Source organism: Saccharopolyspora sp. SCSIO 74807 (assembly GCF_037023755.1).
GTDB classification, from domain to species: domain Bacteria; phylum Actinomycetota; class Actinomycetes; order Mycobacteriales; family Pseudonocardiaceae; genus Saccharopolyspora_C; species Saccharopolyspora_C galaxeae.
Genome location: NZ_CP146100.1, coordinates 6,046,147 through 6,065,687, shown reverse-complemented (window position 1 = coordinate 6,065,687; position 19,541 = coordinate 6,046,147). Strand labels below are relative to the sequence as shown.

Below are 19,541 nucleotides of genomic sequence, written 5' to 3'. Positions count from 1 at the left end.
CGTGGAAGGACCGGTTCCGCATGACCCGCTGGTACCCGCTAGCCGAATCCGATGACGATTTCCTGTGCTACGCCGAATTCCGCTTCGCGCACACCGTGGAAGTGCCGGTCGCGGCCGAGCACGTGTGGGCGGCGTTCAGCGCCGATGACGCGCTGGTGTCGTTCTCCCGGTCGATCACCGCAGCGGAGTGGACCTCACCGCGGCCGTTCGGGGTCGGCACCACCCGGACGGTGACGGTCGGGCACGGTGCCGCGTCGCTGCGGGAGCGGTTTTACCGCTGGGACGGGGAATCGCGGATGACGTTCACAGTGGACGCGGCGAATCGGCCGGGCTTGCGGCGGTTCGCCGAGGACGTCGCGCTCGAACCGATCGCCGGGGGCACGCGGTTCACCTGGACCTTCGCGGTGGAGCCAGGGCCCGGGCTCGCTCCGGTGCTGGCGGCGTCCCGGCCGCTGCTGCTCAAAGCGACGCGGGGCTTCGCCGAAGGGGCCGCTCGCCGGGCGGAATCCGGTGCGCGGGGAGGTGCGCGATGACGAGCGGAACCGTTGAGCGAACGTCGGGAAGAGCCCGGCTTGCGGCGACTCTCCGCGATCTCGGCGTCCCGTTGCCCGGCGGAACCTGCTACGACGTCGCCGGCAAGGTCGTCGTGATCACCGGCGGAGCGGACGGGATCGGTTTCGCCCTCGCCCGGATCCTGCACGACGAGCGCGCCGTGGTCGCGCTGGTGGACGTGGACGGCGCTGCCCTGGCCGCCGCCGAGCGCGCGTTGGGCGGGCGACGAGTCCTGACCGCCGTCGCCGACGTCCGCGACCGCGCCGCGATGGACGCCGCCGTGCGCGAGATCGCAACGGAGGCCGGGGGCATCGACGTGATCGTCGCCAACGCAGGCGTGACGCCACCGCCCGCGACGCTGCGCCAGATCGACCCGGCCGACTTCGACCGCGTGGTGGACATCAACCTGACCGGCGCGTTCAACACCGTCCGCCCGGCGATCGACGAGGTCATCGCCCGCCGGGGACACGTGGTGGTGGTCTCGTCGGCGGCGGCGTTCTCGCCCGCGCTCGGAGGTGCCGCGTACGTGCTGAGCAAAGCGGCCGTCGAGCAGCTCGGCCGGATTCTGCGCCTGGAACTCGCCGGGCACGGTGCCACCGCGGGAGTCGCCTACTTCGGCATCGTGGACACCCGCCTCGCGCGGTCCACACTGGACGAAGATGAACTGGGTGCGGAGCTGAACTCGCGGCTGCCATGGCCGCTGCGCCGCCGCATCACGCCGCAGCGCGCGGCGCGCTCGGTCGCTCGCGGGATCGCCCGGCGGGCCGGCAGCACCACGGTTCCCCGCTCCTGGCAGCCGTGGGGGCTGCTGCGCGGGCTGTTGAACGTGCTCATCGACGGTCAGCTCGTCACCGACCGGCGCAGCCACGCGTTCATCCGCGACCTGGAGGCCAGGACCGACCGGCAGGCGGCGAACTCGCCCGCGGATTCGGGAAAACCGTCATGACCCTCCGCGCGGTGCGGGTGACCAGCGCTGCATGACCGTCCGGATGCCGATCGGCGGCCGAGTCTCGGTCCGCTCCCGCGCACTCGCGGCGGTGCTGCGCCGGACGCTGCGGCCCCTGATCGAGCGGGCTCCGATCACCGCGGACAGCGTGCGGCGCGTCCGGTCGATCACCGGTGAGCTGGGGCCGCTGCTCGGGCCCGCCCCGCGCGGAACGCGGGTGCACCGGGTGCCCGAAATCCGCGCGGACCTGGTCCGCACGGGACGCGGCGCGCGGCGGGTGATCCTCTACGCCCACGGTGGCGGATTCGTGCTGGGTTCGTCCAAGCTCTGGCGCGCGCAGGTCGCGCGGCTGTCGTCACTGTCCGGGGCGCCGGTGCTGTCGGTGGACTACCGGACCGTGCCGGAACACCGCATGCAAGACGGTGTCGAGGATCGCCTCGACGCGTACCGATGGCTGCTCGAGCGCGGGTATTCCGGCGATGACGTGGTGCTGGCCGGGGATTCGGCCGGTGCGAACCTGGCCTTCGCGGTCGCCCTGCGCGCGCGGGAGCGGGGGCTGCCGCGCCCGGCTGCGATCGCCGCGACGTCGCCATGGCTCGATCTCGCGGGCAGCGGCCCTTCCTACGAAGCGAACCGGCTGCTCGATCCGTACCTGCCCGCCAGGGCCGCCGCCGAGGTGGCGCGGATGTGCGCTCGACGCGGAGCTGACCGACCCGCTGCTGTCGCCCCGCTACGCCGCCTTGCACGGGCTGCCGCCCGCACTGATCCAGGTCGGCTCGATCGACCTGCTCCGCAGCGACGGTGAAGTGATGGCGCACCGGTTGGGAAAGGCGGGCGTGCCGTGTGAACTGCAGGTGTGGAACGGGCAGATGCACGCCTTCACCTTGCTGGCGGGTGTGCTCCCGGAGGCGCGAGCGGCGCTGCGCGAACTGGGCGCCTTCGCCGCGCGGTGCACCGACCGGCCGGGCTGACGGTTCGTCCTGCCGCTCAGCCGGGCTCCTGCGAGGCCACCACGTTCGGAAAGGTCGTGACGAGCACGTGCAGGATCACGTCGGTCAGCAGCACGTGCAGATCGCTGCGCGAAAGCGCCCCGCGCACCAGCCATTCCCGCGATGCGGCGCGGATCATGCTGCCGTAGGAGCGGATGATCGCCCGCAGCGTCTCGCGGTTCTCGACGACCTCGGTCATCATCGCCGCTTCCAGCACGCGGTCGGCGGCGATCTCGTCGCCTTCCGCGAGGATCTCCTCGACCTCCGGGTCACGTCCCATGGCTTCCGGGCCGATCGCGGTCAGCCACATCTCCTTGTTGCGCTCCACCACGTCCAGCCACCGATCCACGCTGATGGCCAGGCGCTGCTCCATGCTGGTTTTGGGCAGGTGCTCGGTCACCGTCGCCGGGATGACCATCATCTGCCGGATCACTTCCAGGTACAGCCCGCGCTTGCCGCCGAAGTAGTGGTTGATCAGGCCGCGGGCGACGCCCGCCTCGTCGGCGAGGTCGGCGGTGGAGATCGAGGAGTAGGTGCCCGCACCGAACACCCGCCGCGCGGCGGCGAGGATCTCCGCTTTGCGCGCTTCCGGATCGAGGCGCCTGCGTGGTGCCGAGGACCGCACACTCATGCGCACCACCTTATCTTCAGCGGGTCAACGGTCTCATCCGGAAACGGCGCGGAAGCCGTGAATATCCGCTGCGACGTGGGAATCGAGTTGTTGGCGATCCGCCAATCAGCGGCCGTGCCCGCCGGTCGGCGCGGGATCAACTCGCGCGGGTCGTGGGAGCACCCTGCTGGACCCAGGGCAGGTGACTCGGCAGATCGCGCCCGACGGTTCCGGGGAAGTTAGGGGCGCGGCGTTCCAGGAACGACGCCGCACCCTCCACCGCGTCCTCGTTCGCCGGCAGCCCCCCGATCAGCCGGGAGTCGATCCGCGCCGACGCAGAAGTCCTTGCCCTCGCCGGTGAACACGACGGCGCGGACGTCCTCGTCCCGGTCCGCGTGGTCGAACGCGTCGGCCAGCTCGTCGGCCATGCCGGCGGTGTGAGCGTTGCGGGCGCGCGGGCGGTTCAGCGAGATCGTGGCGACCGGGCCGGTGCGCGCGTAGCTGATCTCTTCGCAGTGCTCCACTGGCGCACTTCTTCTCTTGCGGCGGCAAGCGTAGCCAGTGGTGAAATATTGACAAGTTGTCAATAATGTACCAACGCTGGGTCGTTGCCGCGATCCGTTGCGGCCCAAGGAAGTTCGGCCGCTCCCATCGGCTGGCTCGGATCGGTGTCGAGGCGAGCGCCCGATGCAATGACAGCGCCAGAAGAGACGCTCAACGCGGCGTTGTGCGAGGACGGCTCGCCGACCTGAACAGCCGTTACCCGAACTCTATTGACAGTGCGGCAACGGATCGTGAGGGTGGCGCAGGTCATACGTGGTGCCGTCCTGCGCGGCCGCGGGGCGGCCCCGGCCAGGTGGTGGTGACGGCGAAGGCGAAGGGGCCTGCGATGAGATCACTGGTGGCTCTCCGGCGACGCCTGCTCGGGCTGACCTTCGTCGCGTTCGTGGTGCTGATCCCGATGCTGTGCATCGCCGTCTACCGCGGTGCCTTCAGCCGCGATTCCGAGGTCGTGCTGCGCGCCGGATCGCTCGGGAACCAGATCCTGCCGCAGTCCAACGTCAAGGTCCGCGGCATGATCGTGGGCCAAGTCCGCGAGGTCGTCCCGGTCCCCGGCGGCGCGCAGCTGCGATTGGCGATCGCCCCGGACAAGATCAGCCGGATTCCCGCGAACGTCTCGGCGCAGCTGTTGCCCAGCACCCTGTTCGGCGAGCGGTACGTCGCGCTGCGGCCACCCGCGGACGAGTCGTCGCGGCCGCTGACCGCCGGTGACGTCATCGAGCAGGACCGCTCGAAGGCGTCGGTCGAACTGCAGCAGGTGCTCGCCGACACGATGCCCGTGCTGCAGGCGGTTCGTCCGCAGGACCTCGCGGTCACGCTCAACGGACTGAGCCAGGCGCTGGACGGCCGCGGCAGATCGGTTGGCGAGACGATTTCGGAGCTGAACCGGTACGTGGCCGGGCTGAACCCGTCGCTGCCGCAACTGCAGCAGAACCTGCGCGAAGCAGTGGGTGTCGCCGAAACCTACGAGCAGGCGGCGCCGGACGTCCTCGAAGGGCTCGGCGAGCTGAGCAGCACGGCCCGGACGCTGGTCGAACAGCGCGCGAACCTCAGCGCGCTGACCGGGCAGCTCACCGCGACATCCGAGGACACGACCGGTTTCCTCCAGGACAACTCCGAGAACCTGATCCGGATGAACGCCTCGGCCCGTCCCACGCTCGACGTGCTGGCGAAGTACGCGCCCGAGTACCCGTGCGTGTTCGCGCAGAGCGCCGGGATCATCCCCGAGGTCAACCGGGTGTTCGGGGTGGGCACCGCGGAGCCGGGTGTGCACATCACGCTGGAGGTCGTGCCCAACCGGGGCAAGTACGTGCCCAGCGATGCCGCGGTCTACGGCGACGAGCGCGGGCCGCGTTGCTACCCGATGGTGCGGGCGCCCCAATATCCGCCGGACGGCCCGGTGCAGGACGGCGCGTCGTCGCCGCCGCCTGCGCGGACCGGGGATCAGGGTGTGCTGCCGAGTTCCGATGCTTCCTCGTCCGCGAACTCGGGGACTTCCGGGGGCGCCGCGCCGGAGCTCGGGGTCGCCAACTCGCCGGCGGAGCGCGAGCTGATCGCCGCGATCGCGGCACCCCCGCAGGGCGCGGATGTGCCGCCGTGGTCGAGCCTGCTGCTCGGCCCGTTGTTCCGCGGCACCGAGATCACCGCCCGCTGAACCACCGTTGACCGGAGCCTGTCAGCTATCGAGCAACGGCGCTCATGACCGTCCGGGGTTCGAGGCCGCCGAGGAGCAACGGTTCGGCTGCCGCTCGCAGACGGCGGCGGAACCCGCCTCGTGATGGTTCGCAGCGAGGCGGGCTCGGAGCCGCCGGGGTCAGGGCAGGGTGCGGATGGTCAGGCCCGCGGTGCGGAGCCGTTCGAGCAGGGCCGAACCCATGGCGGTGGCGGCGGTGACCTGTCCCGCGGTGCTCGGCAGGTCGTCGAAGGCCAGGCACAGCGCGGATTCGGCGAGCATCTTCGCGGTTTCGTCGTAGCCCGGGTCGCCGCCGGCGAACTCGGTCTGCACCTGCTGCCCGCCGGCTTCGCCGGTGAAGCGCACCGAGAACCACGACTTCGCGCGGTCTTGCTCGGCCGGGCCGGTGCCGGGGGCGCGGACGGTGGCCAGCGCACGCCGCGCGGGCGGAATCTGCGCGAGCAGCCCGAGGGCTCCGAGCCCGGCGATCCCGCCGACCAGTACGGGAAGCCGCTTGACCGCGGCGTATTGCCGGTAGGTGAAGTCCGGCCCGTACTCGGGCAGCGCGGCAGCCGAGCGGGCGACGATCCGCGGGTCGAGCGTGGGCATCGGCGCCAGCCACATGCCGCTTCCGTGGTCGCGGCGCGGCGATCCGAGGGGCGTGTGGATCCGCCGGTTCTCGGGGCGGGTCTCGACGCGGCGGCGCTGTTTCGCGGCGTCGGCCATCTGGCGCGGCCGGGACAGCGCCGTCAGCACCGATGCGTAGGTGCCGCCGGAGAAGGACGCGTTGGTCCGGACCTGGCCGGTGATGGTGACGGGTCGCTCGGCGGGCAGCTGCCGCACTGTGTGGTAAACGCCCAGGTCGTAGGGGATCGAGTCGAACCCGCAGGCGTGCACGATCCGGGCGCCGTTGCGCACGGCGGTCTCGTGGTGCCGCAGGTACATCCGGTCGACGAACTCCGGCTCGCCGGTCAGGTCGACGTAGTCGGTTCCCGCTGCGGCACATGCGGCGACCAGCGGCTCGCCGTACTGCACGTACGGCCCAACGGTGGTGATCAGCACCCGGGTGCTCTCGGCGAGCTTGCGCAGGCCGGCCTCGTCGGTGCTGTCGGCGTGCAGCAGCGGGAGGTCCGCGCAAGCGGGATTCCGTTCGCTGAGCCGTTTCCGCACGTCAGCCAACTTGTTCTCGTTGCGGCCCGCGAGCGCCCAGCGGCATCCCGGCGGCACGGCTCCGGCGAGATACTCGGCCGTGAGCTCACCGGCGAACCCGGTGGCGCCCAGCAGCACCACGTCGTAGCTGCGTTCACTCGTCATCCGCTGGAGATCCTTCCCGTTCCCGACCGCGCTAGTCCTCGCAGCAGTGATCGTAACGGCGTTATAGCGCCGGTCTCCATCCCACCGCCGCACCGGACCCAGGCCCCAGGACGAGCGGCGCTCCGACCCGCACAGCGCGCCGCGCTGGTCGTCCCGCATCACGGTGGACCCGACTGCACAGCGGCGGCTGCACTAGCAGGTGGCGGCGAAGTCGCCAGCCCGTACTTCGGCAAGGCAACGCACGACTTCGCCGCGCGCAACGAGCGCATCCGGCTGATCGAAGGGCCGGAGCTCAAGCACCTGCTCAAGGAGCACCTCGACCTCGACGTGGTCATCGGCGCGAAGATCCCGAACCGGAAGAACTGACCGATGCCGCGTCGTAGCTGGGAGCGCGGGCCCGGCCGCTCGCGCTGATCAGACCGGCGTGAGTTCGCTTTCGGTGAGGTCGGTGTTGGCGAGCAGGTACTCGATGACCTGTTGCGGTTGGGCGGCGCGGGTGAGTACGGCCATGTTTCCGGTTTCGGGCCAATAGTTGTCGACGAGGGCGACCTCGAAGCCGTTGGCCAGACCCAGCAGGCAGATTTCGCGGCCCTCGTCGGGGTCGTCGTCGAAGGTGTACCGGAGGCGTTGCATGGCATCGGTGACCGACAGCTTCAGCGCGGCTACCGGGGGCGCATCGGTCAAGTCGCTCCACCGGTAATGCGGTAGGGCCCGCAGCGGTGGTTCAGTCCAGGGCCGTTGACGATCCATCTCGGCGACCACTTTGGACAGAAACATGCGCAGCGTCTCGTCGCTGTGCGGCTGCGGGATGTTGGCTCCCAGGTCCGCACCGTTGGCCACGGCGTACGCGAACGCGTCGTACTGCTCCTGCTGGGTCAGCGTGACGTAAGGCTCGGCGAGGAACCGCTGAGCTTCGCGGGCGGCCAGCTCATCGGTGAGCTCCTCAGCGAACTGCACGCAGTAGACGAGGCCGTCGACCGGTCGGCGCCAGGATTCGCCGGGCATGGATCTCCTTGAGCTGTTCCGTGGCGGGCTTCGCAGGGGCCTCGATGTCGACGTCGGGACCGAATACCCCGACACCGAAGCCGACCTCGGCGAGGCTACTGCTGACCGCGGCGGCCGTCCGTGCTTACCCGACCGGCATGAGTTCGTTTTCGGTGAGGTTGGTGTTGGCGAGCAGGTAATCGATGACGTGCTGGGGCTCGGTGTCGTGAGTGAGTACGGCCATGGCACCGGTTTCGGGCCAATAGTTTGCGACAAGGACGATCTCGGTTCCGGAGACGAGGGCGAGCGGGCAGATGTCGCGGCCATCGTCGGGCGCAGGGCGGAAGGGCTGGCGGAGGCGCTCCTCGGCTTTGAGGGGCGACATCGTCAGTCTCGCGACTGGGGTAGCGTCGGTGAAGTCGCTCCAACGGTTCAGCGGAAGAGGCTGCAGTGGGGGCGGAGTCCAGGGCCGTTGACGGTCCATTTCAGTCAGTACCTTGGACATGAACTCACGCAGGTCCTCTTCGGAATGGCTGGAGGCGGCGAAGCGTCCGAGGTCGTTGCCATTGGTTACGGCGTAGGTGAGCGCGTCGTACTGCTGTTGCTGGGTGAGGATGTCGACGGGATCCGCGAGCAGCCGGTGCGCGTGGTGGGCGGCCAGTTGGTCGGTGAGTTCGTCGGCGAACTGGACGGCGTAGGCGAGGCCGTCGGCCGGCGGGCGCCAGAACTCGCTGTTGTGCATACGTTCCTCCGTGTCTCCATTGTCCGCTCGGTGGTGTTATGCGCGGTCGATGATCCTGACGTCGGCGTCGGGGTCGAATTTGGCCTTGCGGTCGTTGAACAAGTGGCGCATGAAGTTCATGGTGGCTTCCTTGCCGGGCCGGTAGTGGCCGCTCGCGTTGCTGACGAAGTGCACCACGCCGTCTTTGACACCGAGCTCGCCCGCAGCGGCCACCGGCTCGCCTGCGGCGAGGCTGGAATGGTGGAACCGGCCGAGTTCTTGGCGGTTGGAGGCGAAGATGTCGCCGTTCTTGTCCATGACGAAGATCGCCCGGGGGTCGTTCTGCGAGTGCAGCGACATGCCGGTGGAGGTGTCGAACAGCTCGCCCTCTTGGCGCAGCAGCCCGTCGTCGCCGACGGTCAGCAATTTCTCTTGGCGTTCGGCGGGGCTGAGGTACTTCACCGGTATCTCACGCGCGGGGCCGGGCAAGTGCTCACCGACGTACTCGTCGCGCATCGGAATGGTCTCGAACTTCCCGGCGGCGTCTCCGGCGCCTTCCGCGACGTCGTCGGCTGCGCGGGCTGCATCGTCGGCGCCGCCCGCGACCTTCTCGGCGGGTTTGAACACCGACAGGGCGCTCTTGCCGAGTTTGGCCAACCTGCCGATAGGTATGACCGTCAAGGCGGTGTCGACCATTATCGAGGTGAGGCTGCCTTCGCCGGTCGCGGCGTAGACGGCTGCGTCGATGCCCAGCGCCGCAACGCCGGTGGCCGCGCCCACCGCCAGGAAGGCGGCGCCGACGGCGTTGCCGACCACGGGAATGGCCTGCAATGCGAGTCCGATGACGGTGGCCGCGGCCGAGACGACCTTCAGTGCCGAAGAGACGCTCTTGAGCACGTCCTTGTGCTCGCGGACGAAGTCCCGGCCCTGGCCGATGAGGTCGTAACCGGCCGGAGGTTCCTGGAACCGCATCCCCTTGGCCGAGTTGATGACCTTGCAGCAGCTCTCGGTGGCCGCGGTCATCTCGGAACGCAGACTGGTGGCCTTGTGCACCAGGGCGTCCCATTCGCGCTGGGCCGCGGCCAGCTCGGCCGAGGCGCCCGGGGCGGCGGACCGGTGGTGGCTCTGCGGTGCCGTCGGCGCGGGCTGGTTGCGGGCCTGGGCGTCGGCGAGCGCCTGCTGGTGCTGCTGCATCGCCTGCTGCTGCGCCCGGGCGTGGTGCTGATCGGCCGCCTGGGCATCGGCCAGCGAGTTCTTGGCCGCCTGCAAGCGTTCCCAGGCTGCGGGGGCTTGGTCGGCGACCGGCCGCATCCCGCCCTGCAGATCGGTCAGCTGGGACGCGAAGCCACCCAGCGCGGTGGCGACCTTGGTGAACGCCTCGCCGGTCACCCGCAGGTGCGGCGGGATCTCCGAGTCGACCTTCTCCCGGAACTGGTCGGCCTCCGGCCCGACGAACTGGCCGGTGTCCATCCCGGTGACGCGGTCGGCCGCGGCGGACGAGTTCTGCCCGAAGCGGCGGTAGGCCGCTTGTGCGGTGCGGATCGCTTCGGGGGAGCCGCCCATCCGGAACAGGTGCGCCGGAAACTCGGTGGCCACAGTAGTTCTCCAGATCTTCGCCGGAAACCGACAGCAGGGGCTCGACTCGACTCCGGCGGCGCGCACCGCCTTGCGGAGTCCGAGGGGGCGCGCCGTTATCCGCCGACGCCGAGGACCGCGAGCACGATCACGACCGCCACCACCAGCCCGGCGAGCGCGAGCCCGCCCCAGATCGCCGGGGTGGGGCGGCGCAGATCCGCCGGGGCGTAGCGCGACCCGTGCAGCAGCGCGGCCTTGGTCTGGCCGGCTCGCAGCGCGTGCGCCTGCAGGACGATCTTGCTGCGTTGATCAACCATGCTCGGCCTCCCCGGACGGCGAGCGGCGCTGGACCAGGGTGCCGAAGCCGCGGGCGACTCCCGGTGCCGACGGCTTGTCGACGGCCACGAAACCATCCCCCGCGGAGTCGGCGGAGTCGCTGCCGGACTCGGCGGGCGCGTCCGGGGTAGCGGTGAGCACGCTGTGCGCCATCGCGCTGATGACCTCGTAGGTCACCCGCTCCATCTCCGGCTGCGCCGTCGCCGAGGACAGCAGCAGCATCCACGTCGTGCCCGGCACGGGAAGGAAGATCTGGTAGTTCTGCATGCTCACCCGAGTGCGGAACCCGGGCGGGATCAGCGAGGACCGGTCCTGGGCGAGGATCGCCGCCCCGGTCCGGGTCTCCAGCAGCGTGGTGTCCGCGTTCTCCGGCAGCATGTCGCGCACCTGGTCCAGCCCCGCGGGCTTGTCGCCGGTGTCGTGCCAGAGCAGGTGCACCCCGGCGGAGCCGAGTTCGCCGGTGGAGAGCTTGCCGAACTGCATCACGCACAGGATCGTTCCCGCGCGCTGCGACTCGGCGACGATGTGCTCGATCCAGCCGAACACGGTGCGGCGCTCGGCGGCGGGCAGCTTGCGGCCGCCGAACTTGAAGTCGATGAGGCGCTCGGCCGAGACCCGCCACGTGGCCGGAGCGGTGTCGACCATCGCCCAGTCGGACGGGATGCCCACCGACCATTCGAACGGCGGGTGCGAGCTGTCGTGGTTGAGCGTCAGCTCGGCCCCCGGGAGCGGCCCGGCCATACCTGCGTGCCCTTTCTGCTGGTCCGTTCGCCGCGCGTGGTCGGCGGGCTTGATCGCGTTACTGCTTGCCGCCGCGGAACTTGGTGGCCAGCTCGGAGTCGGTCTGCTGGGCCAGCTGCCCGATCTGCTTGGTGAGCTTGCCGGTCTCGCCGAGCTTGCTCTCCAGGTCGAGCAGGCTGGAGTTCCACTCGTCCTGGAAGCCCTCGATGGCGGAGATGATGTTCGCGTGGTCCTCGCCGTCGAGTCCTTCGACGTCCCGGGCACCGTGGTGGTCCTGCTTGAGTTCCTCGTTGAGCGTGTCCAGCTCGGTGCCGAGCTTGGTCAGCTGCTCGTACGGATACTGCACGTACGTCACGGATGCCTCCTCTCCAGCGGTGATCGCGCCGAGTGCCGCACTGTACTGTAGGGCACGGTCGGCCTCGTCCGAGGCGGTTTCGGGTGAGTTCGTCGCAACAGGACCGATTCCTTCCGATCGCGACTCGCTCGACCGCGATGAACACCTGCGCGCGCCGCCGGACGGCGCAGTCGCGTTGCTCCGTTCAGCTCAATCTGCGGTGTGCGGGTACTTGATTCCCGGCGCGTGCCCGAGACTCCGAAGGCGAGTGCGGGCTCGGTAGCATCCGGGCCGCATTCGACGGGGCGACGATTCGCCGGGGGAGGCGACGACATGCTGGGGAAGGTCGCCGCTCCGGTGCGGGCGACGAAAGGGTGACGATGGGACCACAGCAGTCAGGGCCGCCCCATCGGCCGGAGGGCCAGTGGCGTCCGGCCGCGGGCGATGCGGCCACCCGTCGCGCGCCGCCGCAGGACGACAAGCGCAATGCTCCGCCCAACGGAAACGGTGCAGGTGGCGGAAACGGCGCAGGCAATTCGGGACCGGCGGCTCAGCGGCAGCCACCGCGCAGGCAGCAGGGCCCCACGCCGCCGTCGGGGCGCCCGCAGTCCGGGCCACATGCGGCAGGTCCGCAGCAGCGGTCGCCCGCCGGGGCGCCCCCTCCGCAGCAGACCGGTCCGCATCCTGCCGTTCCTGCGCATCGCACCGGTTCCCAGCCCGCGGTGCCGCGCACCGGGCCGCAGCCGATTCCGCCGCAGCACACGGGTCCGCAACCGATCCAGCCGCACAGCGGCCCCCAGCCTGTGCAGCCGCACAGCGGCTCCCAACCTGTGCAGCCGCACACTGGCCCCCAACCGGTCCAGCCGCGCACGGGCCCGCAACCCGTGCAGCCACGAGTTCCGCGACCGGCGACGGGCCCGCAGCCGGTCCAGCCCGGACCCGCGCCGTCCACACCGGACAAGTCGGGTGCAGCGAAGAAGTCCGATGTGGACAAACCAGCTGGCCGCCGCGGTCCGGGGCTCCTGCGGTTGGCGGCGCGCGCCTGCCTGCCCGCGCTCACGGTCGATGTGGACCGCCACCGCGCGGACCGCCGAATCCTCACCGGCGCCGGGCTCTCGGCCTCGATCGCGGTGCTCGGGGTCGGCGACGCCGCCGCGCGCGGCCATGTTTCGGCGCTGGTGGCGCACGCGCTGGCGGCCTACCAGGGTTCGCGCGTGCTGGCCTTCGACGCCGACACGCGTTCCGGAGCGCTGCGCTCCCGGCTGACGGAGTCCACTCAGGACTCGCTCAACCCCGTGCTGGCCGGGCTCGGTGTCCGGCAACGCGGTCCCCGCCCGGACCAGCCGCCCACGCACCGGTGGGCGCGTTCGCGGCTGACGCCCGGCAGCGAGATCGCGCTGATCGCCGCCGACCCGGCATCGCCCGGTCCCGAGCTGGGCGGCGGTGAGTACGGCTTCGCGCTGCCTTCGCTGCGGCGCTGGTGGCCGCTGATCGTCACCGACCTGCCCGCGCCGAGCGCGGGCGGTGCGACCGAACGCGGAGTCGTCGACGCGGACCGGGTCGTGCTGGTGGCCGACCAGGACTCGGCGGATCCGGCGATGCTGCGCCAGGCGTGGCAGTGGCTCAGCGGACTGCTCGGCGCGCAACGCGCGGCCGAGCGCGTGCTGGTGGCCGAACCGGCGCGGGGGAATCGAGCGAAACCGCACCACCGCGGTCTCGTGGGCGATAACGTGGAGATCGTGCCCGTTCCCGGAATGCCTGCATCGGCGCCGAGCGGGCCGGTGCTGACCTCGGCGACGGAGCCGAGCGTGGCCGCGGCGCAGCACGTGGCCGCGCGGTGCCTGGCGCCGGTGGCCGATGCCGCGGCCGTCGCGGGCTCGGATGCGTAAGCCGCTCGTGCGTCCAGGAAAGGATGGGTTCTCCAGATGAGCACCAAGTTTTCGGTAACCAACAACGCCGTCGGGCAGGCCGCGAGCAAGCTCGACGACGACGCCGCGCAGCTCGAACAGCTCGCGCAGCGGCTGTCCTCGGCGCTGGAGGAACTCATGCCGCACTGGAAGGGCCAGGGCGCGACGGCGTTCCAGCAGCCGAAGGAGCAGATCACCCAGGGCGCCAAGCAGTGCGCCACTGCTGCCCGGGCGCTGCAGGGCAAGGTCGCCCAGGCCGGGCAGTCCTACCAGACCGGGGAGCAGGACCAGGCTTCCCAGATCAAGAGCCAGGCCGCCGGTATGGACCCGGCGAAGTTCAACTTCTGACCGGCGTACGCGACCGACCGGAGCAGACCTCGAGGGAGATGCGATGACCAGTGGCGTGTTCGGATACGACGAATCGGCCGGGCAGGAGGCCGCCCAGGCCGTGCAGGGCGTGCTGGGCGAGATGCAGGCGCTGATGGACAAGATGCGCGGGGACATGAACCAGACCACGGCCAACTGGGAGGGCGACGAGTCCGGCCAGTACCAGGGGATCATGGGTCAGTTCAATTCCGGTGCGCAGCAGGTCAGCGGCGGGATTGAGCAGATCAAGTCGATGATCACGGGCACGACCGACGCGGTCGGTTCGATGCGCGGTCAGGTCCGCAAGGCCCTCGGCAGCTGACCGGTCGCGCGCCGCCGCGAAAACCCAATAGGCACAACGAAAAACGGACCCCGCGACGGTTTCGCCGCGGGGTCCGTTCTCGCGTTCCGCCTCAGATCAGGCTCTGCACCCAGGTGATGCCGCCGGCGGCCACGAACGCCAGCGGCGGGATGGCGACGACCGCGAGCGTGTCGAGGACGTTGAGCACGCGGCGCATCCGGGCCGCGGTCACGTCGTCGAGGCTCGTGCGGGCGGCGACGAGCAGGACCGCGGTCAGCACGACGAGGATGCCCAGCGCCACCCACGGGCCGACCGCGGGCAGGTTGATCGTGATGCCCAGCGCGGTGACCACGACCCCGAACACCGCCGCCAGCAGCAGCGGCAGCACGTGCGCCGCACGGGAGAACAACCGCGCGCGCAGTGCGAAGGCGGCCGCGGCCAGGAACGCCAGCACCACCGCCAGCGGCTCACCGGTGGTCGCCAGGCCGAATTCCACGACGCTGAGCACCACCGCGACCCCGGCCACCAGGCCGACGAGGATCCGGTGACCGTGGTGCACCGACTCGGTGATCTGGCCCCGCGCGGGGGAATTGCCGTCCTCGTGCGCGCGGGCCAGCCGCACCAGCGAGGACTGGCTCACCGCGAGCTGCGGCGCCAGCCCGAGCGCGAACAAGCCGAGCACGAGCAGGATTCCGCACACGGTGACCATCGGCAGCCCCGCGAGCAGCGACACGGACCCGATCGCGCCGAGCGCGAGCAGCGTGCAACCGGCGGCCACCACCGCCTGGATCTTGTTGTCGCTGATGAAGAACAACGCCAGCCCGATGCCCGCGGTCGTCAGCGCCAGCATGACTTGGCCCGCCGGGCTCAGCTGCAGCCCGGCGCCCAGCGCATAGCCGATCATCGCCCAGGACGGGACCGGCGCGGTGAGCATCAGGGTGTTCTCGCGCGCGGCGAACATCGCGGCGAACCCGAGCAGCGCGCCGAGCCCGGCGAGGGTGAGCTGGCCGAGCCAGTCGAGCGGGGCGAACGCGGCGATGAGGCCGAAGGCCAGCACGAGCAGCGCGGCGATGTTGGTCAGGCCGCGCTGCCGGACGGGGCCGTCCCATTCGTCGATGTCGGTGTCGAGGACGCCTTTGGTCTCTTCGACGACGTCCTCGGCCAGCAAGGGGTGCGAGCGGCCCTGGGCGGGAACCAGCCACAGCTGCGCCCCGTCCACGATCTGCGCGTCGGACAACGACCGTTCCGGCGGAATCTCCTGGTTCCCGAACGGTTTCGAAAGCGTCCAGCGGCGCGGGTCGGTGTTGGCGCCGAGGAGGCTGAAGCTGCGCGCCAGATCCGGCAGGTGCTGGATGATCGGGTCCTGCGAAGGCAGCGGAACATCGACCCGGCGATTGCTCTCGGGCTCTACCACCGTGACGCGCGTCATCGGCACACTCATCGGCATCCCCAGGAATGTAGGCGATCGTGACGTGGCGAGTGATCCACGGTCGATAGGGTATAGCCCGCATTAGGGCTGGAGGGAGTCGCCGTGACACAACGCCTTGTTCATCGGCCGCCGCGGTTACCGGTACCGCGGGTGGAACTGGAACCGGTGCAGGTGGCCGCGCCGCTGACGCTGCCGGGGCGCGCCGCAGGCGGCGGTGCGGGCAGCACGGTGATGTCGATCCTGATGCCGGTGGTCGGCGGCGGAGTCATGGTCGCCTCGCTGGCCGCCCGCGGCAACGCCCTCATGCGCGTGGCCGCGGTGTGCCTGTTCGTGGTGATGCTGCTCGGCACGGTGGCGATGGTGATCCACCGCAATTCCGGCAAGAACAAGGAACTGCAGCAGCAGCGGCAGCGCTATTCCGAGCACATCGCGGAGATCCGCGAGGTCATCCGCACCGCCCGCGCCGAACAACGCGCGGCCGCCGAACACGTGCATCCGGAGCCGTTGGCGCTGATCGACGTGGTGCACAACCCCGAGCGGCGGTGGGAACGCAATCGGCAGGCTCCCGACTTCCTGCTGGCCCGGCTGGGATCGGGCACCGACGCGCTCTGGCGCCCGGTGGAAGTCGGCTCGGTCGGTACGCAGCTGGCCAACCCGGACCCGATCACCCAGGCCGAGGCCGCCATGGTCACCGGCAGGCTGGCGCAGCTGACGAACATGCCGCTCGCGGTGCCGTGGCACGGAACCGTGTCGGTCGTCGGGATGCCGGAGCTGACCCGCGCCGCGCTGCGCGCGATGGTCGCCCAGGTCGCCGCGCTGCACGCGCCGAACGAGGTGCAGCTGGCGTGGGCGGTCGGGCGCAACGTCATCGGCGAGTTCGACTGGATCAAGTGGCTGCCGCACACGATCGACAGCTCGCAGTGGGACGGCACCGCCCCGCGCCGCCTCGTCGCCGACACCGCCTCCGGCCTGGTGGGGATGCTTCGCGGCGAACTGGACCGGCGCCTCAACGCGGCCTCCACCCGCAGCTGGGGCCAGACCCCGACGGTGCGCGGCCCGCACCTGGTGGTCATCACCGATCAGGTCTCCGCGGGCAGCGCCGAACTCTTCGCCGACAGCGGCGGCGTTTCGCTGGCGGACATCAAGGTGTCGCAGGTGGTGCTGGTGCCGGACCGGCGGCTCGAACCCGCGCACGTCGACGTCCGCGTCACCGTGGACGGCGACGCCGCCAGCGTCGAAGACCTCCGCCCGACGCCGAATCCGCACGACCCTGCCCAGGCCGGGCAGGCGGAACAGCAACGGCTGGCCGGGGCGCGGGAGGGCACGCTCGATCACGTCAGCGTTCCGGTGATGACCAGGCTCGCCCGGGAACTGTCGCCCTACCGCCTGGTCGCCGACGCCAACCAGTCCATGTCGGCGGACACCGGCGGCGACCTGCGGTCCCTTTTGGACATCGCGGACGAGGCCACGTTCGACGTCGGCAAGGCGTGGGCACCGCGCACCGAGGGCGAGTTCCTCAAAGTTCCTTTCGCGGTGGGCGATTCCGGCCGCCCGATCACCCTCGACATCAAGGAGGCCGCGCAAGGCGGGATGGGACCGCACGGGCTGTGCGTGGGCGCCACCGGCTCCGGCAAGAGCGAGTTCCTGCGCACCCTCGTGCTCGCGCTGGCCATGACCCATCCGCCCGAGCGGCTGAACATGATCCTGGTGGACTACAAGGGCGGCGCGACCTTCGCCGGGCTCGGCGAGCTGCCGCACACCAGCGCCATGGTCTCGAACCTCTCCGACGACATCGGCCTGGTGGACCGGCTGCACGACGCGGTCCTCGGCGAGATGACGCGCAGGCAACGCATCCTCGCCGATGCGGGATCGCTGGCCAGCTTGGTGGAATACCAGGAGAAGCGGGAAGCGGGCGAGGACCTCGAACCGCTGCCGAACCTGTTCATCGTCATCGACGAGTTCGGTGAGCTGCTCACCGCGAAGCCGGACTTCGTCGAGCTGTTCCTGCAGCTCGGCCGCATCGGCCGTTCGCTGGGCCTGCACCTGCTGCTGGCCTCGCAGCGGCTGGAGGAAGGCAAGATCAAAGGGCTCGAGTCCTACCTCTCGTACCGGATCGGGCTGCGCACCTTCAACGAGCAGGAATCCCGCACGGTGCTCGGCGTCCCGGACGCGTACCACCTGCCCAGCGCGCCGGGCAACGGCTACCTCGGCGCCGAGCACGGCCTGAGCGAACGCTGGAAGGCGCTCTACGTCTCCGGCGACTACCAGGCCCCTTCCGGCGTGGAAAGCGCCCAGGAAACCCCGCGGCTGGCGCCGTTCACCCCGTACAACGAAGCCCAAGCCTGGCTGAACCAGCACGCGCACCTGCAGCCGAAGACCGCGAAGATCGACCGCGACAAGCGCACCGTCTCCGAACCGACCGTGCTCGACGTCGTCGTCCAGCGCGTTTCGCAGCAGCCCGGTGCTCGCGCCAGGCAGGTCTGGCTGCCGCCGCTGCCCGCGACGATGGCGCTGTCGGCAGCGATCGGCCGCGTCGAACCGGACCGCACCTACGGGCTGTCCGCGGTCGACCGGCGGTGGCACGGTTCGCTGGCGATCCCGATGGGCACCGTCGACATCCCCGCCGAGCAGCGCCAGGAACCGCTGGTCGCCGACCTCGCCGCCAGCGGCGGGCACCTGGCGATCCTCGGTTCGCCGCAGAGCGGCAAATCCACCGCGCTGCGCACCCTGATCCTCGGCGGCGCGCTGACCCACACGCCCAGCGATCTGGCGTTCTACTGCGTCGATTTCGGCGGCGGCACGCTCAACGGCCTCGACCGGCTGCCGAACGTCGCCGGGGTCGCCGACCGCTTGGCGCCCGACCGGGTGCGCCGCACCATCAGCGAGATCGCCACGCTGCTCGGCGAGCGCGAAGCCATCTTCGCCGACTACCGCCTGGATTCCGTGCAGGCGATGCGCGATCAGCACCGCGCTGGCAAGCTCCCGGAGCTCACCAGCGCGGACATCTGCCTGGTGATCGACGGGTACCTGGCGCTGCGGCAGGACTTCGAGGACCTGCTGGAGGTGGTGCACGACATCGCCTCCCGCGGTGCCGGCTTCGGGGTGCACGTCGTGGTCACCGCGGGCCGCTGGACCGACCTGCGGATGCAGATCCAGTCGGTCATCGCGAACAAGCTGGAGCTGCGCCTGAACGATCCGCTGGACACCACGGTCAAGCGCAAGCTCGCCGAGAACATCAAGGTTCCCGGCCGCTGCCTGACCGACCGCGGACTGACCGGGCACATCGCGCTGCCCCGCATCGACGGCCACGCCGATCCGGCGACCATCACCGCGGGCGTGCAGCACGCGGTCGACGAGGTCGTGCGGCATTGGAGCGGCCCGGTCGCGACGCCGGTGCGGATGCTGCCGGAGCGGCTGGACCACCGTTCCTTCGCCGAACGCGCACCCGACCGCAAGGTGCTGCGCCTCGGGGTGGACGAGACCGAGCTGCGGCCCACCACCGTCGACCTCTTCGGCGACGACCCGCACCTGCTCGTCTTCGGCGACACCCAGGCCGGCAAGACTTCGCTGCTGCGCCTGATCGTCGAGGACTTCACGAGCCGCTACGGCAGCGACGAGGTCGTGTTCGCGCTGTTCGACCCGCGGCGCAGCATGTTGGAGGGCATCGACGACGAATACCTCGGCGGCTACGCGCACAACACCGCCGTGGCCGGCGGGCTGGCCGAAGGCATGGCCGGAGAACTCGCGAAACGGCTCCCGCCGGAGGACGTCACCGTTGAGCAGTTGCGCACCCGTTCCTGGTGGCGCGGCCCGGAGATCGTGGCGCTGGTCGACGACTACGACCTGCTCACCACCGGCGGCGCGAACCCGTTGGCGCCGTTCCTGCCGTACCTACAGCAGTCCCGTGACATCGGGTTCCACGTGGTTCTGTGCCGTCGCTCCAGCGGCTCCAGCCGCTCGTTGTACGAGCCGTTCGTGCAGGGTGTGAAGGAGTCCGGGGCGGCCGGTCTGCTGCTGTCCGGCGACCGCAGCGAGGGGAAGATGTGGCCGGAGGTCTACTTCAGCCAGCAGCCCGCCGGCCGCGGCACTCTGGTGCGCCGCGGTCGCAAACCGCTGCTCGTGCAAACGGCGTACGTGCCGCGCTCGGACGAGGAACCGGCGACGCCGCCCGGCGGAACTGCTGTCCCGCAAGGCTGATCGGGC

General features: G+C 70.6%; 16 protein-coding genes and 2 pseudogenes. 8 read left to right on the top strand and 10 right to left on the bottom strand.

Features of this window, described 5'->3' with window-relative positions; genetic code table 11:
• Nucleotides 1-20: 20 nt before the first annotated feature.
• The 3 genes and pseudogenes from V1457_RS27740 (at nucleotide 21) to V1457_RS27730 (ending at nucleotide 2,469) form a co-directional block, all read left to right on the top strand.
• Nucleotides 21-533: an SRPBCC family protein gene (locus V1457_RS27740; protein WP_200071759.1), complete on the top strand. Its 513-nt coding sequence runs from the start codon at nucleotides 21-23 to the stop codon at nucleotides 531-533.
• Nucleotides 530-1,498: a short-chain dehydrogenase/reductase gene (locus V1457_RS27735; protein WP_200071758.1), complete on the top strand. Its 969-nt coding sequence runs from the start codon at nucleotides 530-532 to the stop codon at nucleotides 1,496-1,498. The genes V1457_RS27740 and V1457_RS27735 overlap by 4 nt, the downstream gene beginning before the upstream one ends.
• A 31-nt stretch (nucleotides 1,499-1,529) precedes the next feature.
• Nucleotides 1,530-2,469, top strand: a pseudogene (locus V1457_RS27730) (alpha/beta hydrolase).
• A gap of 16 nt (nucleotides 2,470-2,485) precedes the next feature.
• On the opposite strand, the gene V1457_RS27720 reads toward V1457_RS27730, so the two are convergent.
• Nucleotides 2,486-3,118: a TetR/AcrR family transcriptional regulator gene (locus V1457_RS27720; protein ID WP_200071756.1), complete on the bottom strand. Its 633-nt coding sequence runs from the start codon at nucleotides 3,116-3,118 to the stop codon at nucleotides 2,486-2,488.
• Between the two features lie 302 nt (nucleotides 3,119-3,420).
• Nucleotides 3,421-3,621, bottom strand: a pseudogene (locus V1457_RS27715) (enoyl-CoA hydratase-related protein); the annotation flags it as partial.
• Nucleotides 3,622-3,986: 365 nt separating this feature from the next.
• Between V1457_RS27715 and V1457_RS27710 the strand changes: the two are divergent.
• Nucleotides 3,987-5,312: an MCE family protein gene (locus V1457_RS27710; protein ID WP_338597954.1), complete on the top strand. Its 1,326-nt coding sequence runs from the start codon at nucleotides 3,987-3,989 to the stop codon at nucleotides 5,310-5,312.
• 159 nt (nucleotides 5,313-5,471) lie between these two features.
• Here the strand turns inward: V1457_RS27710 and V1457_RS27705 are convergent, their stop codons facing one another.
• From V1457_RS27705 to V1457_RS27675, 7 genes are all read right to left on the bottom strand, one after another.
• Entirely contained in the window at nucleotides 5,472-6,644 is a 1,173-nt protein-coding gene (locus tag V1457_RS27705; protein ID WP_295141041.1) for a trans-acting enoyl reductase family protein, read from the bottom strand.
• A 414-nt stretch (nucleotides 6,645-7,058) separates the two neighbouring features.
• Nucleotides 7,059-7,649: a hypothetical protein gene (locus V1457_RS27700; RefSeq protein ID WP_338597951.1), complete on the bottom strand. Its 591-nt coding sequence runs from the start codon at nucleotides 7,647-7,649 to the stop codon at nucleotides 7,059-7,061.
• Between the two features lie 124 nt (nucleotides 7,650-7,773).
• Nucleotides 7,774-8,370 carry a hypothetical protein gene (locus tag V1457_RS27695; protein WP_338597950.1) on the bottom strand — a complete coding sequence of 199 codons (597 nt, stop codon included), beginning with the start codon at nucleotides 8,368-8,370 and terminating at the stop codon, nucleotides 7,774-7,776.
• Between the two features lie 36 nt (nucleotides 8,371-8,406).
• A complete protein-coding gene (locus V1457_RS27690) occupies nucleotides 8,407-9,945 on the bottom strand; it encodes a hypothetical protein (RefSeq protein ID WP_338597949.1) in 1,539 nt (512 codons plus the stop codon).
• 95 nt (nucleotides 9,946-10,040) lie between these two features.
• The gene (locus V1457_RS27685; protein ID WP_200071748.1) at nucleotides 10,041-10,241 is read right to left on the bottom strand and encodes a hypothetical protein; all 201 of its coding nucleotides are present in this window, start codon (nucleotides 10,239-10,241) and stop codon (nucleotides 10,041-10,043) included.
• The gene (locus V1457_RS27680; protein WP_200071747.1) at nucleotides 10,234-11,001 is read right to left on the bottom strand and encodes a hypothetical protein; all 768 of its coding nucleotides are present in this window, start codon (nucleotides 10,999-11,001) and stop codon (nucleotides 10,234-10,236) included. Before V1457_RS27680 ends, V1457_RS27685 begins: the two co-directional genes overlap by 8 nt.
• Before the next feature lie 58 nt (nucleotides 11,002-11,059).
• A complete protein-coding gene (locus V1457_RS27675) occupies nucleotides 11,060-11,356 on the bottom strand; it encodes a WXG100 family type VII secretion target (RefSeq protein WP_200071746.1) in 297 nt (98 codons plus the stop codon).
• A 965-nt stretch (nucleotides 11,357-12,321) separates the two neighbouring features.
• On the opposite strand from V1457_RS27675, the gene V1457_RS27670 reads away from it, so the two are divergent.
• From V1457_RS27670 to V1457_RS27660, 3 genes are read left to right on the top strand one after another with little or no spacing between them, the layout of a single operon-like run.
• Nucleotides 12,322-13,224 (top strand): hypothetical protein, encoded by a 903-nt coding sequence (locus tag V1457_RS27670; protein WP_338597946.1) that lies wholly within the window; start codon nucleotides 12,322-12,324, stop codon nucleotides 13,222-13,224.
• 36 nt (nucleotides 13,225-13,260) lie between these two features.
• Nucleotides 13,261-13,590, top strand: coding sequence for a WXG100 family type VII secretion target (locus V1457_RS27665; RefSeq protein WP_200071744.1), 330 nt, complete (start codon nucleotides 13,261-13,263; stop codon nucleotides 13,588-13,590).
• Nucleotides 13,591-13,633: 43 nt separating this feature from the next.
• Nucleotides 13,634-13,930 (top strand): WXG100 family type VII secretion target, encoded by a 297-nt coding sequence (locus tag V1457_RS27660; protein ID WP_200071743.1) that lies wholly within the window; start codon nucleotides 13,634-13,636, stop codon nucleotides 13,928-13,930.
• A 91-nt stretch (nucleotides 13,931-14,021) separates the two neighbouring features.
• Here the strand turns inward: V1457_RS27660 and eccD are convergent, their stop codons facing one another.
• Entirely contained in the window at nucleotides 14,022-15,338 is a 1,317-nt protein-coding gene (eccD, locus tag V1457_RS27655; protein WP_233627897.1) for a type VII secretion integral membrane protein EccD, read from the bottom strand.
• A 150-nt stretch (nucleotides 15,339-15,488) separates the two neighbouring features.
• On the opposite strand from eccD, the gene eccCb reads away from it, so the two are divergent.
• Nucleotides 15,489-19,535 (top strand): type VII secretion protein EccCb, encoded by a 4,047-nt coding sequence (gene eccCb / locus V1457_RS27650; RefSeq protein WP_338597944.1) that lies wholly within the window; start codon nucleotides 15,489-15,491, stop codon nucleotides 19,533-19,535.
• The last annotated feature ends 6 nt before the right edge of the window (nucleotides 19,536-19,541 follow it).

Bases quoted from the DNA above. Each gene is read 5' to 3' on its own strand.
- V1457_RS27685 (WP_200071748.1), bottom strand. From the start codon at position 10,241: ATGGTTGATCAACGCAGCAAGATCGTCCTGCAGGCGCACGCGCTGCGA.
- V1457_RS27660 (WP_200071743.1), top strand. From the start codon at position 13,634: ATGACCAGTGGCGTGTTCGGATACGACGAATCGGCCGGGCAGGAGGCC.
- V1457_RS27700 (WP_338597951.1), bottom strand. From the start codon at position 7,649: ATGCCCGGCGAATCCTGGCGCCGACCGGTCGACGGCCTCGTCTACTGC.
- V1457_RS27705 (WP_295141041.1), bottom strand. From the start codon at position 6,644: ATGACGAGTGAACGCAGCTACGACGTGGTGCTGCTGGGCGCCACCGGG.
- V1457_RS27735 (WP_200071758.1), top strand. From the start codon at position 530: ATGACGAGCGGAACCGTTGAGCGAACGTCGGGAAGAGCCCGGCTTGCG.
- V1457_RS27710 (WP_338597954.1), top strand. From the start codon at position 3,987: ATGAGATCACTGGTGGCTCTCCGGCGACGCCTGCTCGGGCTGACCTTC.
- V1457_RS27720 (WP_200071756.1), bottom strand. From the start codon at position 3,118: ATGAGTGTGCGGTCCTCGGCACCACGCAGGCGCCTCGATCCGGAAGCG.
- V1457_RS27695 (WP_338597950.1), bottom strand. From the start codon at position 8,370: ATGCACAACAGCGAGTTCTGGCGCCCGCCGGCCGACGGCCTCGCCTAC.
- V1457_RS27680 (WP_200071747.1), bottom strand. From the start codon at position 11,001: ATGGCCGGGCCGCTCCCGGGGGCCGAGCTGACGCTCAACCACGACAGC.
- V1457_RS27665 (WP_200071744.1), top strand. From the start codon at position 13,261: ATGAGCACCAAGTTTTCGGTAACCAACAACGCCGTCGGGCAGGCCGCG.
- eccD (WP_233627897.1), bottom strand. From the start codon at position 15,338: ATGACGCGCGTCACGGTGGTAGAGCCCGAGAGCAATCGCCGGGTCGAT.
- V1457_RS27740 (WP_200071759.1), top strand. From the start codon at position 21: ATGACCCGCTGGTACCCGCTAGCCGAATCCGATGACGATTTCCTGTGC.